This window comes from Pseudoalteromonas sp. DSM 26666, from assembly GCF_900116475.1.
Taxonomy (GTDB): Bacteria; Pseudomonadota; Gammaproteobacteria; order Enterobacterales; family Alteromonadaceae; genus Pseudoalteromonas; species Pseudoalteromonas tetraodonis.
In genome coordinates this window covers 17,310-34,155 of sequence record NZ_FPAR01000012.1, presented here as the reverse complement: position 1 = coordinate 34,155, position 16,846 = coordinate 17,310, and the positions used below count along the sequence as shown (strand labels likewise).

Annotated in this window: 12 protein-coding genes; 8 read left to right on the top strand and 4 right to left on the bottom strand. The window is 41.2% G+C overall.

What is annotated here, in order from left to right:
- Positions 1–90: 90 nt before the first annotated feature.
- Entirely contained in the window at positions 91–816 is a 726-nt protein-coding gene (locus BM380_RS16495; protein ID WP_013462824.1) for a YebC/PmpR family DNA-binding transcriptional regulator, read from the top strand.
- A gap of 404 nt (positions 817–1,220) precedes the next feature.
- Here BM380_RS16495 and BM380_RS16490 read toward each other — a convergent pair whose 3' ends face one another.
- On the bottom strand, positions 1,221–3,398 hold the full coding sequence (locus BM380_RS16490) for a malate synthase G (RefSeq protein ID WP_090495237.1): 2,178 nt from the start codon (positions 3,396–3,398) through the stop codon (positions 1,221–1,223).
- A 239-nt stretch (positions 3,399–3,637) separates the two neighbouring features.
- Here BM380_RS16490 and BM380_RS16485 point away from each other — a divergent pair, with 239 nt between their 5' ends.
- Positions 3,638–5,239 carry an isocitrate lyase gene (locus BM380_RS16485; protein WP_013462827.1) on the top strand — a complete coding sequence of 534 codons (1,602 nt, stop codon included), beginning with the start codon at positions 3,638–3,640 and terminating at the stop codon, positions 5,237–5,239.
- Between the two features lie 734 nt (positions 5,240–5,973).
- Here BM380_RS16485 and BM380_RS16480 read toward each other — a convergent pair.
- The 3 genes from BM380_RS16480 to BM380_RS16470 all read right to left on the bottom strand — a co-directional run bounded on the left by BM380_RS16480 (position 5,974) and on the right by BM380_RS16470 (position 10,694).
- A complete protein-coding gene (locus BM380_RS16480) occupies positions 5,974–7,992 on the bottom strand; it encodes a S9 family peptidase (RefSeq protein WP_033103228.1) in 2,019 nt (672 codons plus the stop codon).
- Positions 7,993–8,146: 154 nt separating this feature from the next.
- Positions 8,147–8,881, bottom strand: a complete 735-nt coding sequence (locus BM380_RS16475) for a 5-oxoprolinase subunit PxpA (RefSeq protein ID WP_090495236.1) — start codon at positions 8,879–8,881, stop codon at positions 8,147–8,149.
- 1 nt (position 8,882) lies between these two features.
- Positions 8,883–10,694, bottom strand: coding sequence for a glycoside hydrolase family 3 protein (locus BM380_RS16470; RefSeq protein WP_090495234.1), 1,812 nt, complete (start codon positions 10,692–10,694; stop codon positions 8,883–8,885).
- Between the two features lie 303 nt (positions 10,695–10,997).
- On the opposite strand from BM380_RS16470, the gene BM380_RS16465 reads away from it, so the two are divergent.
- From BM380_RS16465 to BM380_RS16440, 6 genes are all read left to right on the top strand, one after another.
- Complete coding sequence (locus BM380_RS16465) at positions 10,998–12,518, top strand: sensor domain-containing diguanylate cyclase (RefSeq protein ID WP_028834662.1); 1,521 nt, start codon at positions 10,998–11,000, stop codon at positions 12,516–12,518.
- An 86-nt stretch (positions 12,519–12,604) separates the two neighbouring features.
- Positions 12,605–13,258, top strand: a complete 654-nt coding sequence (locus BM380_RS16460) for a thermostable hemolysin (RefSeq protein ID WP_016899999.1) — start codon at positions 12,605–12,607, stop codon at positions 13,256–13,258.
- The gene (locus BM380_RS16455) at positions 13,255–14,733 is read left to right on the top strand and encodes an AMP-binding protein (RefSeq protein ID WP_090495232.1); all 1,479 of its coding nucleotides are present in this window, start codon (positions 13,255–13,257) and stop codon (positions 14,731–14,733) included. Before BM380_RS16460 ends, BM380_RS16455 begins: the two co-directional genes overlap by 4 nt.
- Positions 14,726–15,415, top strand: a complete 690-nt coding sequence (locus BM380_RS16450; RefSeq protein WP_016900001.1) for an iron-containing redox enzyme family protein — start codon at positions 14,726–14,728, stop codon at positions 15,413–15,415. The genes BM380_RS16455 and BM380_RS16450 overlap by 8 nt, the downstream gene beginning before the upstream one ends.
- The gene (locus BM380_RS16445) at positions 15,412–16,182 is read left to right on the top strand and encodes an SDR family oxidoreductase (protein ID WP_013462836.1); all 771 of its coding nucleotides are present in this window, start codon (positions 15,412–15,414) and stop codon (positions 16,180–16,182) included. The genes BM380_RS16450 and BM380_RS16445 overlap by 4 nt, the downstream gene beginning before the upstream one ends.
- 13 nt (positions 16,183–16,195) lie before the next feature.
- Positions 16,196–16,843, top strand: a complete 648-nt coding sequence (locus BM380_RS16440; protein ID WP_013462837.1) for a hypothetical protein — start codon at positions 16,196–16,198, stop codon at positions 16,841–16,843.
- Positions 16,844–16,846 lie beyond the last annotated feature (3 nt).

Sequence of the window (16,846 nt, the reverse complement as noted above, 5' to 3'; positions counted from 1 at the left end):
TTTGCACAGCATAGCATGTTGAACCACTAGCCCAATACGGTTTGAATTGGTAAAATATCGCAAACCAAATGTATTCAATAGAGGCACAAGATGGGCAGAGCATTTGAAGTCCGCAAAAGTTCGATGGCTAAAACAGCCAACGCAAAAACTAAAGTAAATTCGAAGTACGGTAAAGAAATTTACGTTGCAGCCAAAAGTGGTGAACCCGATCCCGATGTAAATCAAACATTGCGCCGCTTAATTGAAAAAGCAAAAAAAGACCAAGTTCCCGCGCACGTAATCGAAAAAGCAATTGAAAAAGCAGCCGGTGGGGCAGGGGAAGATTACTCTTCAGCCCGTTACGAGGGTTACGGCCCTGGTAATTGTATGGTGATTGTTGACTGTTTAACCGACAACCCAAACCGCACAATTAAAGATGTACGTTTACCGTTTACTAAAACAGATTCAAAAATAGGTACGCCTGGGTGTGTTGCACATATGTTTGATCACCTTGCTGTTTTAGGATTTGCGGGCGATGACGACGAAGTTGTGTTAGAAGCCCTCATGATGGCTGACGTTGATGTAACCGATGTAGAAGCCGAAGATGGCAAGGTATCGGTGTTTGCACCGCATACTGAGTATTTTAAAGCTAAAACGGCACTGGAAGAGGCATTTGAAGGCATTAACTTTGAAGTTGATGAAATTACCTTTGTGCCACAAGTACATGTTGAAATCACTGATGAAGAAGTTATTGCCAACTTTGATAAATTTATCAATATGCTTGAAGATTGCGATGACGTACAAAATGTTTATCACAACGCGACCATTAAAAATTAATTCGTAGTGATTTGAATAGTGATTATTCACTAGCGTTATAAAAAATTAGCTTAGGGTCTGTTGACCTTTGCGGATTAAAATTTGTTCAAACTAGGGGCGGTTTAATCGCGGCGCGAGGTTTGTAACCTAGTGGGCTAAGTAAAAACCGAGCAAAGCTTCCGCGTCCTGCTCACGCCCCTTACCTACATCCATGTAGGCAACAAAGAGTAAATCGCCCTTAGGCAGAACTCTTCGGGCAGCGCCTGTTTGGCATTGATGCTGCGTTATCGCCTATTTATGGGGAATAACCACACCACATAGGCTTTGCCTTGCCTAAATACCAAACAGACTGCTGCAAATTTAACCTTGAAAGGTCAACAGACCCTAGTAAAGCTGATTTTTTTATTTTTAGGTTAAGTTTTAAGTTAGTGCTGTGCTTTATATTTCAAGCGGTAGCTGTGTAGTAGCGGCTCTGTGTAACCGCTCGGTTGGCTAACCCCTTCAAATACCAGTGCTAAAGCAGCTTGATACGCAATACTTTTAGCTAATGTCTGCTCATTAGTTGCCATTGGCGTGTAAAGGCTGTCATGCTCGTTTTGGCCATCAACAACCTTAGCCATTTTTGCCATCACTTTTTGTACTTGCTCTTTGCTACATACACCATGATGTAGCCAGTTGGCGATATGTTGGCTTGAAATACGTAAGGTGGCTCTGTCTTCCATTAAACCAATATGATTAATGTCAGGCACTTTAGAGCAGCCTATTCCTTGGTCAATCCAACGTACTACGTAGCCTAAAATACCTTGCGCGTTGTTTTCAAGCTCGCTTTGAATATCTTCTTTTGATAGCGTTTCAGGGTTTGGCATGAGCGGCGGTGTAAGTAAGCTCTCTAGGCTTGCTATTTGACGCGTGGCAATGCTTTGCTGCAGGCTAAATACATCAACATCATGATAATGCATTGCGTGTAATGTGGCGGCAGTAGGGGAGGGCACCCAAGCGGTATTTGCGCCAGATTGAGGGTGCGCTATTTTTTGCTCCATCATCATCGCCATTTTATCTGGCATTGCCCACATACCTTTACCAATTTGCGCTTTATGGCTTAAGCCACAGGCTAGGCCAATATCAACGTTGCGATCTTCGTAAGCGCTGATCCAAGGCTGTGCTTTAATAGCCGCTTTCGGCAGCACAACACCCGCTTGCATTGAGGTATGAATTTCATCGCCAGTGCGGTCTAAAAAGCCAGTGTTAATAAACACAACACGCTCTTTAGCAGCATGAATACAGGCTTTTAAGTTAGCAGATGTACGACGCTCTTCGTCCATAATACCCATTTTTAGGGTGTTTTTAGGCAAGCTCAGCGCCTCTTCAACCATACCAAACAAGGTATTAGCAAAGGCGACTTCATCAGGGCCATGCATTTTCGGTTTTACAATATTAATACTTTGCGCGGTTGAATTTTTAATCGTGTTTTTAGTGTTTAAATCGTGCAAAGCAGCTGTTGCGGTGAACATGGCATCCATAATGCCTTCAAACACATCATTGCCGCTTACATCGGTAATGGCTGGATTTGTCATTAAATGTCCCACGTTACGCACAAACATCATACTGCGCCCTTTGAGGGTCAGTTTTTGGCCATCAAGACCTGTATATTGTCGGTCAGCTTGTAACGTGCGGTCGACCATTTTGTCGCCTTTTCTAAACGTTTCAACCAAGTTGCCTTGCATTAAACCAAGCCAGTTTTTGTAAACTTGTACTTTATCTTCTGCATCCACTGCGGCAACCGAGTCTTCACAGTCCATAATGGTTGTTAGTGCGGCTTCTAGCACCACATCTTTTAACCCTGCTTTATCAGCTTGACCAATAGGGTGGTGATGGTCTATTTGCAGCTCAATATGCAATCCATTGTTTTTAAGTAAAATAACACTCGGGTTTTGTGCTTCACCTTGATAGCCAATCAGTTGCTCAGGGTTTTTAAGTGTGGTGTGCGAACTGTCGCGCAGGGTAATAGCAAGGGCGCCGTCAACAATAGAATAGTTAGTACTTTCAATATGCGAGCCATTTTCAAGCGGTAATGCTTTGTCTAAAAACTGCCTTGCGTAAGCCATTACTTTAAAGCCACGAACAGGGTTGTATTGGCTGCCTTTTTCGGCGCCGTCGTCTTCGCTTAATACATCGGTTCCATATAAAGCATCGTACAACGACCCCCAACGTGCATTAGCTGCATTAAGTGCAAAGCGTGCATTACTAACTGGCACCACTAGCTGTGGCCCTGCAGTCAACGCTATTTCTGGCTCTACATTTTGAGTTTCAATACTAAAATTTTCAGGCTCATCAACTAGGTAGCCAATATCTTTTAAAAACGCTTGATACTGAGCTTGGTCAGCATTTTTATTTGCAAGGTGGTAGTCATCAATTTGCTTTTGTAGCTGTTCACGCTTAGCCAGTAGTGACTTGTTCAATGGTGTAAGTGTTTGCACTATGTTGGCAAAGCTTTTCCAAAACTGGTGTTCATCAAGATGGGTACCAGGTAATAATTGTTTTTTAACAAATTCAGCAAGTTGCTTATCAACGCTGAGTCCTGAATGGGTGAGAGTGTGGCTCATAATTAATATCCTTAAACGGTCCGACAGTGTGCAATTTTTTATATGCGTACACCTACCATATCGCAAAAAAGTGGCTTTGAATGCTTTTTAGTCATTCACAATATGTATAGCCGTAATAAAAACTATAAATTTACTAAATCTAAAAAATAAGCCTAATGTTTAATTAAGCGCTACAGAGCTAACGTGATGTAGTCACTCTCTCAACAATAAATATTAATACCCGTTCGAAGGACTTTATTATGACAACATATCAAGGCGAAACAGATACACTAGCAACATTATGCCAATCACAAGGCAGTGCATGGAAAACAATTAATCCTGAATACGCAACACGTATGCGTTTACAAAATCGTTTTCGCTCTGGTGTTGATATTGCGCAATTTACAGCAGACATCATGCGTGAAGACATGGCTGCATACGATAAAGACACAAGCCAGTACACACAGTCTTTAGGTTGTTGGCATGGTTTTACTGCGCAACAAATGATGATGGCAATTAAGCGCCATCAAAAAACAACTAAGCGCAGTTACGTATACCTAAGTGGTTGGATGGTTGCAGCGCTTCGTTCTGAGTTTGGTCCTCTTCCAGATCAAAGTATGCATGAGAAAACATCAGTGCCGGCACTTATCGAAGAAATCTATACCTTCTTAAAGCAAGCGGATGCACGTGAACTTGACCACTTATTTAACGAATTAGACGACGCAAAAGCAAACGGCGGCGACGTTCAAGCAGTACTTAACAAAATTGATAACTTTGAAACGCATGTTGTACCAATTATTGCTGACATTGATGCCGGTTTTGGTAACGAAGAAGCAACTTACCTGCTAGCTAAAAAGATGATTGAAGCGGGTGCATGTGCTATCCAAATCGAAAACCAAGTATCAGATGCTAAGCAATGTGGTCACCAAGCAGGTAAAGTGACGGTTCCACATGAAGACTTTTTAGCAAAAATTAACGCAGTGCGTTACGCGTTCCTAGAGCTAGGTATTGATAACGGTATTATCGTTGCGCGTACCGATTCACTAGGTGCAAGCCTTACGCAAAAAGTACCGGTTTCAAAAAAACCAGGTGACTTAGCAAGCCAATACAATGCATTTTTAGAAACAACCCCAGTAAACAGTGTTGATGACTTAAATGAAGGCGAAACAGCAATGAAGCTTAATGGTCAGCTTTGTAAGCCAACACGCCTAGACAATGGTTTATACCAGTTCCGCGAAGGCACTGAAAAAGACCGTGTAGTACTAGATTGTGTAACGAGCCTACAGTCAGGTGCTGATTTACTGTGGATTGAAACAGAAAAACCACACGTAAAACAAATTGCTGAACTCGTTAATCGCGTAAAAGAGCAAGTACCAGATGCTAAATTAGTATACAACAACTCACCATCGTTCAACTGGACGCTGAAGTTCCGTGAGCAAGTATACCAAGAATGGCAGGAAGAAGGTCGTGACCTGAGCGCTTATCCAAGTCTTGATGATAACAAAGCGCTTATGGCTCCAGAAATGGATGCAACAGAGCTTGCAGCAGCCGCTGACTTATTAGTACAAAACTTCCAACGCGATGGTGCACGTGAAGCGGGTATTTTCCACCACCTAATCACGTTACCAACGTACCACACAGCAGCATTAAGCACAGATATTCTATCTGAAGGTTACTTTGGTGACTTAGGTATGCTGGCTTATGTACGTGATGTACAGCGTCAAGAAATCCGTCGTGAGCAAGCGTCTGTTAAACACCAAGACCTTGCAGGCTCAAACATTGGTGATACACACAAAGAGTACTTCTCAGGTGAGAATGCACTTAAAGCCGGTGGTGAAGCTAACACCATGAACCAATTTTAATTCAACTAGATAGTGTTACTTAAGGGCCGCAAGGCCCTTTTTTTATGCCTGCATAAAGGCAAAATTTAATAGATCAGTATTTTACTAGCTAGTTATTCAGGGATGCAATGCAGGTTAAAAGTGTAAATAAATTTAAAGGATGTTTATGCTCGGCTGTGAGGGCTTTATGTTGATTACGCTTTGACACTGGTAAGCACAATAAATTACCCGCTTTTTACCACATATAGATCAGAGTTTAACTAACATACTGAAAGCAGATCACGATTTAACTAGCTAGTTAAAATACAGATCAGGTTTTAACTAACCATGATAAAAACAGCCATTCTCTTCATCATTAAGGGTAGATTTGCCTTTCTAATCCTCAATTTGAGCATTTAAATGCTTAATTTAAAGATTTTTAACTAGGGTTTAGAAAGTAATAAACCGATTTTTTACTAACTGCTGCAGCTTATAAAACATTTTTTTACTAACTGAGGGCTTATAAACAGTGACTCAAACCGATTTTTTACTAACTCACAGCACTATTTCTTCTATAAACCGATTTTTTACCAACTCAGTTTGAAGCTAAGTCCGATATTTAGTTTGAGTATGTAAGGGGTTACTTACATTATTGCTGTAAAGGGGGTTTACACTTGTGAGCTTCGAGCTTCGAGCTTCGAGCTTCGAGCTTCGAGCTTCGAGCTTCGAGCAACGAGCAACGAGCTTATATAGCTCGTCACTCATAACTCTGCGTTTTATTTCGAATGCTTATCAAACCACCATTGAATATAAGCCACTTTTGTCATTAAGTTAGATGGACGGGCAGTAATACCATGTGAAGCGTTTGGAATACGCACCATCGCGGTATCAACCCCCTGCAATTTTAAGGCTTGATAAAACTGCTCTGTTTCTGAAATAGGCGTACGGTAGTCTGCTTCACCAGTCAATAGCATGGTTGGGGTTTTAACATTGCCAACATAACTGATTGGTGAGCGTTTCATGTAATGCTCAATATGATCCCATGGTTTACCTGGGAACCAATAGTCAGCAAAGAATGGATAAAAATCGGCAGTGAGTACAAAGCTGATCCAATTTATCACCGGTTTGGCAACCACGGCTGCAGCAAAACGATCTGTATGACCTACAATCCACGCTGTTAATACACCGCCGCCAGAGCCACCTGTTACAAATAACTTAGATTCATCAATAAACCCTTTTGCAATAAGCGCATCAACCCCAGTCATTAAATCATCGTAATCATTGCTTGGGTAATTATGATGAATGGTTTGCGCAAACTCTTTACCGTATGAATCACTACCACGTGGGTTCATGTATAAAACCACGTTCCCTTTAGCGGCAAATAGTTGTACTTCGGCACTAAAGTGCGGGCCATAATTAGCGACAGGGCCGCCATGAATCTCAAGCACTAGTGGGTATTTTTTTGATTTATCAAAACCCGGTGGGTAAGCAACCCAGCCTTGTATTGGCAGCTCATCGTGGCTTGATTTAAGCCATAATTCTTCAACCTTAGCGAGTTGCTTGGTTGCAAGTGCATCAGAATTTAAATCGGTTAAGCGCTGCGCTTTACCGCGCTTTATTGTGGCTACATCAGCAGGGCGCTGGGTATCGGCCAATGTAAATGCAACATGACCATTTTCACTAATATCGAAATCGCCACCGGAATAAGGGCGACCAAACGCAACACTGCCTATTTTTTCGGTAATCACTTTGCGTTTGCCACTTCGAGGTTGATAAGCCAGCGCAGTTTGCCCTTCATCGGCATAGCTAAAATAAAGCCCTTTTGAGTTCGCACTCCACTTAATTTGGCCAACACTTCTATCAAAATCGGTGGTTAGGCTTTGAGTATTCCCTGTTTTTAAATCGCGAATATAGAGTTGGGTGTTTTCGTAATTAGTACGCTTGTCGTCATACCCTGTATAGGCAAGGTATTTGCCATCAGGTGACACTTTAGGTTGTTGATCAGGCCCATTACGCTCAGTTAGAGGGAAAATGGCTAGCGAGTCTAAATCGAGTTGATATACCTCAGTGTTAGTGGGCTTCAATTCATTATTTTCATTGCGATTAGCAGAAAAATACAATGTTTTACCGTCTTTACTAAAGCTGACTTCCCCACCATTATTAAAATTATCGTTGGTGAGTTGTTGAGCATTACCGCCATTGGCATCAAGTGTAAATAATTGACTAAACCCTTTTTCAGTATAACCCCCTCCATCGGCACGATAATAAACATCGTCAATATATTTAGCAGGCTCTGCCCACGTGGCACCTTTTGGTTTTCCAGGTAAGCTGACAGGCGCAGACGCCGCCATTGGAACAAACATACTAAACACCAGCTGGTTTGAATCAGGAGTCCAAGTTAGTGAGCTTGGATTGCTAGTTAAATTACTAACCTTAGCGATAGCCCCTGTTTTTAACCATTTAATATATATTTGGTTGCTACCATCTCGGTTTGATATGAAAGCAAGTCGCTGTCCGTCAGGAGAGACTACTGGCGAGTAATCCATATATACACCAGAAGTTAATGGTTGTAGTTGCCCTGTGCTGTAATCAACAGACCAAATATTGCCTACTTTACGGTCGGTTTTAATATCCATGCGGTTGCGGACAAAATACACGGTTTTACCGTCTTCTGTTATGTCTATTTGGTTGGCATATTCAAGATTGAAGATATCTTGAAGTTGTAATGTATCGGTATTGGCAACAGCTAATTGACTGCTGCCCAGTATAAGACTCATAGCTAAAAGCGTTTTCATTATTTATCCCTGTTTTAAATCACTGCTCTATTTATAGGGTAGGAGAGGGATAATTAACAGTCAGATGCGACGAAGCCAGTATTTAAAACTACCAATGAATGAAGGTGATAAAAGAAAGTAAAAGCTGTAAAGGGGGTTTACAGCTTAGAGGAAGTTATACGCTTGCGCTGCAAAGTGCCTTAATGTCTTCAATAAGCGCAACACCTTGGGCGTTATCACCGTGCACACAAATACTATCGGCGTTAAGTTTTAACGATTTTCCTGACTGGGTAGTCACACTGTTACTGGCCAAAAGCTGTTTAACTTGTGCCAATAATGCTGCTTTATCATGCACACTGCCTGCTATATTTCGTGCTACGAGGTGCCCTTGATCTGTATATAGCCTGTCTGCGAACGCTTCTAAAACAAGCGTTAGTCCAAGGTGACGTGCCATTGTATGGTAGTGTTTAGCATCGGCCGTGGCAAGTATCATTAATTTTAGATCAGCAGGGTAACTGGCAACCGCGCCCATCACAGCACTAAGTAGTGGCTGGTGTTTCATCATGTCGTTGTAAAGCGCACCATGGGGTTTGACATAACGAAGGGTTAATCCTTGTGCCTTTGCCATGCCATCAAGAGCAGCTATTTGGTAGTGTAAAAACTGAGTGAGCTCGGCCACACTCAGGTTCATTGAGCGTCTGCCAAATCCTTGTTTATCGGGGTAGCTTGGGTGAGCGCCAATCATAACATTATGCTGTTTAGCGAGCTTAAGAGTATTGGCCATAACGCTAGGATCGCCCGCATGAAAACCACAGGCAATGTTTGCCATATCAATATGCGGCATTACTTGATCATCAAGCCCCATTTTCCACGCGCCAAAGCTTTCACCTAAATCACAATTGAGTTTCATATTAGTGGCTCTTTGATTGTTTAATAGTTACCGGTAAGCTGCCTTTAGCAGGGGCTTGACCGAGTAATACTTTAGCAAGTGCTGTAAATGCAGGCCCAGATACTTGCTCGTTTTTGTCTACGTCAATATTATAAGCATATGAAGCTAATACTGCATCGGCAGAGTCGCCAAACTGAGCAATATCATAAGGGGCTCGCAAACTAATAAACACGGTGGGTATTTGTTGCTTGTTAGCCATTTTAAGTAATGATTCAAGTGCTTTAGGTTGCTCTGCGTTATTGAGGGCAAAGTCTGGGTTATCGGCTAAATCATCCATCCCGCCAATTTCCACCGCGCTTTGATTAGGCGTGGCATTTCCGGCAATAATAATATCAGCTTGGTTTATATTACGCTGAGCATCAACAGGGTCAAAACCTTGTAAACTGCTACAGCTATAAACTAATGCGTGTGAGCTCAGTGCCATTATGGCTTGTTGTATGGCAATACATTTACGCGTATCGGGCATAATAATATGAATGTGTTGGCCAGCAGTAAGCTTAAGTGGCAAGGTGTTGTTGTTATTTTTTATTTGGGTGATCGCCGCTAATGCCAGTGACGCTTCTAATTCGCGATGTGCTTTATTACCTATAATGTACTTAGCATTGGCTAATGCTTTAATGGGATCAGGAAAAGCGTTTAATTTAAATTTACTTTTAAGTGAGGTAATACGCTGTGCTGAATGCGCAATTTCCTGTGCGTTTAGTTGTTCTGATTTAACCGCACTGACTAATGACTCAATGAGGGCATCGAGCTTTTTAATGTCATCTGGCGTTCTAATCTCTATTGGCATAAGCGCAATATCAACCCCAGCGGCAAAGGTGTTTATAATTGCTTGAGTTGGACTAAAAAAGTGACTAATACCTGCCATATCAAGTGCATCGGTTACCACCACACCTTGATAGTTAAGTTCTTTACGTAGAATATCGGTCATGATTTTACGCGACATTGTCGCGGGCTTGATCATTTGCTTACCGTCTACATTGGTTAATGTACTGCTATCAAGCTCAGGGTATTGAATATGCGCGGTCATTATCATGCCCGGACTATGCTGCTCAATAATGTGTTTAAAGGGCGCTAAATCTTGTGCGTAAATCACCTCTTTTGAATGCATCACTTTAGGCAAGCCGGTATGACTATCTACATTGGTGTCGCCATGCCCAGGAAAATGCTTTAGTGCGCTAATAATGCCATTTTTTTCAAATTCAATAACTTGTGCTGCACCCATTGCCGCAACTTCATCGGGGTTTTCACTAAAAGAGCGGACATTAATGACAGGATTGTCTGGGTTCATGTTTACATCAACGGTTGGCGCGTAATTTACATTAATCCCCAATGCTGAAAGCTCCGTGGCAAGAACATTCGCGGTTTGAGTTGCGAAATAAGTGCCATGCTCAGGGTAGGTGGCGCCAATTGACATATTACCAGTAAATGAAGTGGCCACATCACGTGGCAGTCGAGCTACTCGTCCACCTTCTTGGTCAATTGAAATAAAAAGCGGTAAGCCTGATTTAGAGTGAGACGCAGCTTGTTGCAGTTGCTGATTAAGGCTAATTATTTGTTCAATACTTTGGGTGTTTTCAGAAAATAAAATAACCCCGCCAATATCATAACGGCTAATCGCTTTGGCTAGTGTATCTGGTAACTCGGTTAATGCTGTTCTGCAGCGCTTACTGCTGCCTTGGTGACAAAAGTAGCGTAAATCGAGCATAAGTTTTTGCCCAAGTTGCTGTTCAAGCGACAGCGCAGAATCGGCAAAAGAAGATTTTATTGGCATGAAACATCCGATTAAAAAAAGAGAAGACGACAACAGGTACTTATTTAGCAACACACACCTCAAGGCTAAATAAAAATAAAGTGCATGCAGCTTAACTATTATTGAGCTTAACTGCAAAACCCGACATATATAATAAATGTCATTTTATTATTCCAAAAATAACAAAAATTAGGCTACTTAGTTTAATTTCTGTATTATATTTAGGATATATGTAGTACATAGCAGTCGTTTTTATTTGCTTAGGATGATAATAAGTTGCGTTTTCGATCACCATTTACTTTTAAACTTAGGCAATTAATTCTGTTGTTAGCTATCACTGCTACAGCCGCTATTTTGTTCAGTGGTTTATACATTAGTTACCAAGTACAAAAAGAACGGGTAATAGAAGATACTCTCAAAAGTAACCATGTATTTGCTAGTAAGCTTGCCTCGGCGACCGATCACTTTTTAGCCGCCGCGATGCAGCAACTTGAGTTTTCAGCCAAAATTATTGCTAAAGACATTACCAATACTGAGTTACTCCAAGCTGAAACCAACCGCCTTTTAAACCAAACACATAGCTTTAATTCGGTAGCAATTAACATGCAAGGTGTCGTTAAAGCGGCCTCACCTGTTTCATTAAATATTATTAATAAAACCGTTAATTCACCTCATTCTAAACAAGCCTTTAAACTACAGCGTCCATTGGTTAGTCGTCCTTATGTATCGCTTGCGAATAACTTAATTGTTGTACTTTCTTATCCTTTATTTGACGAGATGGGTAACTACTATGGCTATATTGGTGGTAGCTTTTATTTAGAACAACAGAGCATTTTAAACGCCTTATTAAAACAGCATAGTTACGATGGCGGGGCATACTTTTATGTGGTGGCTGATAATAAAACCTTACTTTATCATCCTGAGACTGAGCGGATTGGCGAACAAGTCATTAATAACCCAGTAATAGAGCGTGTTTTGCAAAGCGAAGATGGATACACCCGGGTTTTAAATAGCCAAGGCGTGTCTATGCTTGCTGGATATTCGCCCGTTAAACTTGCTAATTGGGGCGTAGTTGCCCAGCGTAGTGAGGTGGCAACACTTGCCACGTTAGATACTTTTCAAGGGCTGGTGCTTAAGCGAATGCTACCAATTGTATTAATTACTTTTGTATTGATTGGTGTGTTAGCGCATTTTATTGCTAAGCCCCTTAGGTTACTAGCTGACAGTGCAAATTTATCGACTGATCAACAAAACGTGGCGAATCTTAAAAGTATTAAATCTTGGTATTTTGAAAGTCAGCAACTTAAAGCAGCCATGTTAGAAGGAGTTAATATACTGCAGTCGAAAATGGGGCAATTACGCCAAGATGCACTCACCGATCCGCTAACTGGTGCGCATAATCGGCGAGGTTTGTATTTATTGTTAGATAAATTAATTCAAGAACAGATCCCCTTTGCGGTTCTAGAAATAGATATCGACTTCTTTAAACGGGTTAATGACACCTTTGGCCATGATGTGGGCGATGAGGTACTAAAAATTTTAACGTGTGTGATCAAGCAAGTATCTCGCAAAGATGATATTGTCGCGCGAACTGGTGGGGAGGAATTCTTACTTATATTACCGAACGAAAATAGCGATAGTGCGTTTGTTATTGCTGAGCGGTTACGTAATGAAGTGGCGAATACACCGATGGCCAAAGTTGGTTGTATAAATGTCTCCATCGGCATTGCTACATGGCCGCAGCACAGTGATGATATTGATCAAGTATACAAATGTGCTGACAAAGCGCTCTATCATGCAAAAGAAACGGGCCGAAATAAAACCGTTATTGCCAGTCTAAATTAAATTTTTAAAAAATTAATTTACCTTAAGTTTTATTTAAGTTTCGCCTATTAAATTCTACCTATAGATTTAATACAGGCGATGCTTTTATGCAATTAGCTCAACAACAGTCATCATCAACACTTTTTCAGTCGTTCACACAGTTTGTGAGCGCCAGAGAATGTGATGAACACCGTCAGCGCCTTGAAGATACAGTAAAACAAGGCTTTTTAGCTGCGTACAATGCCAGCCTAACTTCATTTATGCCATTACTCTGTCAGTATAAAACTCAGCAAGGGCATTGCACTTTAGGGCTTAGAAACGCCACTTCTCCTTTATTTATTGAACAATATTTAGCAGCGCCCATTGAGCAGTTTTTACCAATGGGCACACAGCGCAGTAAAGTGTTTGAGTTAGGTAATCTCTATTCAACACACAGAAAAGCCACGTTATCGCATTTTATTATTGTTAATGAAGCTTTAAGAGCTATTGGTGCTACTAATTTGGTTTTTTGTGCCACCAAACATGTACGCGCTTTATTGCGTTTATTAGGGGTAACGTGTAATGAAATTGCATTGGCTAACAGCAGTGTTGTTGAGCAACCAAAAAGCTGGGGAAGTTACTACGCGAACCAGCCTACAGTATGCATTGTTAATTTAGAGCAAGCACATCTACAAGTACTTAATACGCCAATGCTACTTGATATTAAACAACAAAATACACATGGCATTACGGCATTAATCAATGCGCTGGAGGCGGTATGAGTATGTTAAATAGCTTAAGTGATTTAGCTACTCAGTCGGCGGTAGTTGCGCATTTTGCGAATCAAACACAACAGTTCACAGGTGCAGAGCTGCTTCACGAAATTAATAAAGTAGCGGAAATTTTTGCTAATTCAGATGCTGATGCAATTGCATTTCAACTTGATAACACACCTGCATGGTTGGTACTTGATGCTGCGACCAGCGTTGCTAATAAAGTGGCTATACCGATCGCCCATTTTTTTAGTCAACAACAAACGCAATATGTGTTGGCACAGTGTGGTGCACAGCTGTTTATAAGTGATATGCCAAGGCTTTCTTTGGGTGCGCATACATTGTCTATTACTTTGTTTGATCATTACACCTTATATATTTATCAGCTCAACGTTAAAGAATCGATTAGTTACTTTGAGGGCACGCAAAAAATCACCTTCACGTCAGGCTCTACAGGCGAGCCAAAAGGTGTATGTTTATCAACTCATAGCCAAATGCAAGTTGCACAATCGTTATGTGAGCAAATAGGTATAAGTAAACCAACTCACTTATGTTTACTGCCATTACCTGTATTACTGGAAAATATTGCAGGTATTTATGCACCATTATTAAGTGGCGGTTGTGTACATTTAATGCCGTTAAACGAATTGGGTTTTGTTGGCTCAGGGTTAAAAAATCCTGAAAAACTAATTAGGGCAATTGACAGTGTAAAACCTAACACCCTTATTTTAGTGCCTGAGTTATTAACGTGTTTAATTGCGTTTGCAAAACAAGGTTGGCAGCCGCCAAAGTCATTACAGTTTATTGCAGTTGGCGGAGCGCTCGTGAGTGATGCTTTAATTGCCACCGCCAGAGAGCTTAATTTACCTGTTTATCAGGGGTATGGATTATCAGAGGCGGCATCTGTCGTAAGTTTAAATACGCCCAAAAATGATGATTTAAAGAGTGCCGGCACTGTACTACCGCACATACAAACCAAAATCGAAAAAGGCCAGTTGTACATAAAGGGTGAGCTATTTTTAGGGTATTTAAATCAAGCGCCGCATAACCCAAATAACTGGTATGCAACAGGCGATTTAGTGACCCAGCATGGCAATAAGCTCTTCATAAAAGGGCGACTTAAAAACCTGATTATTACCAGCATGGGCCGTAATGTCAGTGCTGAATGGCCTGAGTCATTAATATTGAGCCAAAGCGCGATTGTACAAGCCGTTGTTTTTGGTGAGGGCAAACCTTTTTTAACCGCGATTATTTATGCAATCCCTGAGTTGAGTGATCAACAACTCAGTGAGCATATGAAATTTATAAATCAACAGTTACCCGATTATGCACAAGTTAAAAAGTGGCATCGGTTAGCTCAGCCTTTAAGTGTTCAGCAAGGGTTACTAACGACCAATAATCGTCCTAAGCGCCAGGCTATTAGCCAGCAATTTAACCTTATTTTTGAACAATTTTACCGACTTGGAGAAGTGATCCATGACTGATTTTTTTAATACATTAAAAGCACAAACTCAAAACGAGCGTGAGTACTTATTAGCTGCGCCAATTATACAGCGCGTTTTTAAAGGCCAAGCATCACTTGAAGAGTATGCGTCATTTTTAGCGCAAGCCTATCATCATGTAAAACACACTGTGCCATTAATGATGTCGTTAGGTGCCCGTTTAACCGACGAACAAGAATGGTTACGTGAAGCCGTAGCCGAATACATTGAAGAGGAAATTGGCCATCAAGAATGGGTGCTTAACGATATTGCCGCGTGTGGTTTTGATAAAGAAAGCGTGCGCCATAGTAAGCCACAATTTGCTACCGAAATGATGGTCTCGTATGCCTATGACAGTATCGCTCGTAAAAATCCATTAAGCTTTTTTGGCATGGTTCATGTACTCGAAGGGACTTCAATTGCCCTGGCTGATGGCGCAGCTTCAAATATTGCTGATGCAGTTGGTTTACCTAAAAAAGCATTTAGCTATTTAACCTCTCATGGTGCGCTTGATATAGAGCACGTAAAGTTTTTTGAAAACTTGATGAACAAAATTACTAATGAGGCCGATCAGCAAGCTATTTTACATGGCGCAAAATGTTTTTATCGTTTGTACGGTGATATTTTCCGCGCTTTAGATGACGAGCCGTTCTTTAAAGCATCAGCGCAAGAGCAACACGCATGAATACCGGCTTATGTGTTTTAACAGGAGCCACAGGGGGAATTGGCCAAGCGATTGCCAAAACACTGCACGCACAAGGTTGGCAATTACTATTAGTAGGGCGTAATGGCGATGCGCTAAATGCGCTAAGTAGCCAGTGCCCAGGTAGTATGACTTTTGTGGGAGATTTAACCGTTGCAGAAAACATGCTGGCATTGGCAATTAAAGCCAAAAAATTGGGCGGTGCTAAATTACTTATAAACAATGCAGGCATTAATGTTATGCAAAGCTTAAGTAGTTGTAGTAGTGAACAAATTGATAATCTACTGAGCACTAATTTAGCCGTCCCGATGAAACTATGCCAACTGTTTTTAGAGCAGCTGCAAGCGAATAGAGGCACCATAGTTAATGTTGGGTCGTCTTTTGGCAGCATAGGTTACCCATATCAAACACTTTATTGTGCCAGTAAATTTGGTTTGCGTGGTTTTAGCGAAGCGTTATCACGAGAGCTTTCAGACACTGGCGTTAGAGTTACTTATTTGGCACCTAGAGCAACTGATACCGACATTAATGATGCTCAAACGCGGGCAATGAACAAAGCGCTTGGTAATCAAATGGACTCTCCGCAGTTGGTGGCTGATGAGTTAGTTGCGTTATTAAACTCAAATAAAACCAGACGATTTATTGGTTTTCCTGAGAAACTTTTTGCACGTATCAATGGCGTTTTTCCACGTATTGTAGATAACGCAATTGCTAAACAACTCCCTAAAATAAAAAGCTTTTTAGGTTAATAGAGGATTTATTATGAAAAAATTTACTTTAGCAGCTTATTTAAGCATTGTTAGTGTGTTTTCATCGCCGGTATTTGCAGACGAACAAAGCGACTTACTCGCTATTCAACAGCAATGGGCGGTCGCTAATTATGAGCTTAAAGATGACGCACAAATCAAAGCCTTTACTCAACTGAGTGAGCAAAGTGCTCAATTTATTGAAAACTATCCTAATTCAGCAAATAGCTATACGTGGAACGGTATTGTGCTGGCAAGTTTTGCGGGTGCAAAAGGCGGCTTAGGGGCGTTGGGTTATGCCAAAGATGCAAAGGCATCATTAGAGCAAGCCCTTAAAATAGACGACAGTGCTTTAGGTGGCTCAGCGTATGCCAGCCTGGCAACCTTATACAGTAAAGTACCAGGGTGGCCAATTGGCTTTGGTGATGATGACACCGCCGATAAGTTTTTTAAGCAAGCACTCGCATTTAATCAAAAAGGCATTGATACTAATTACTTGTATGGTGAGTTTTTATACGACGAACGTGAATATAAGCAAGCCAAAGCCCATTTGTTAGTTGCACAAGCGGCCGGTATTCGTGATACTCGCGCTAAAGCGGACAAATATCGTCAGCAAGCAATTAGCCAATTATTAGCTAAAGTTGATAAAAAACTAAAGAGATAACAA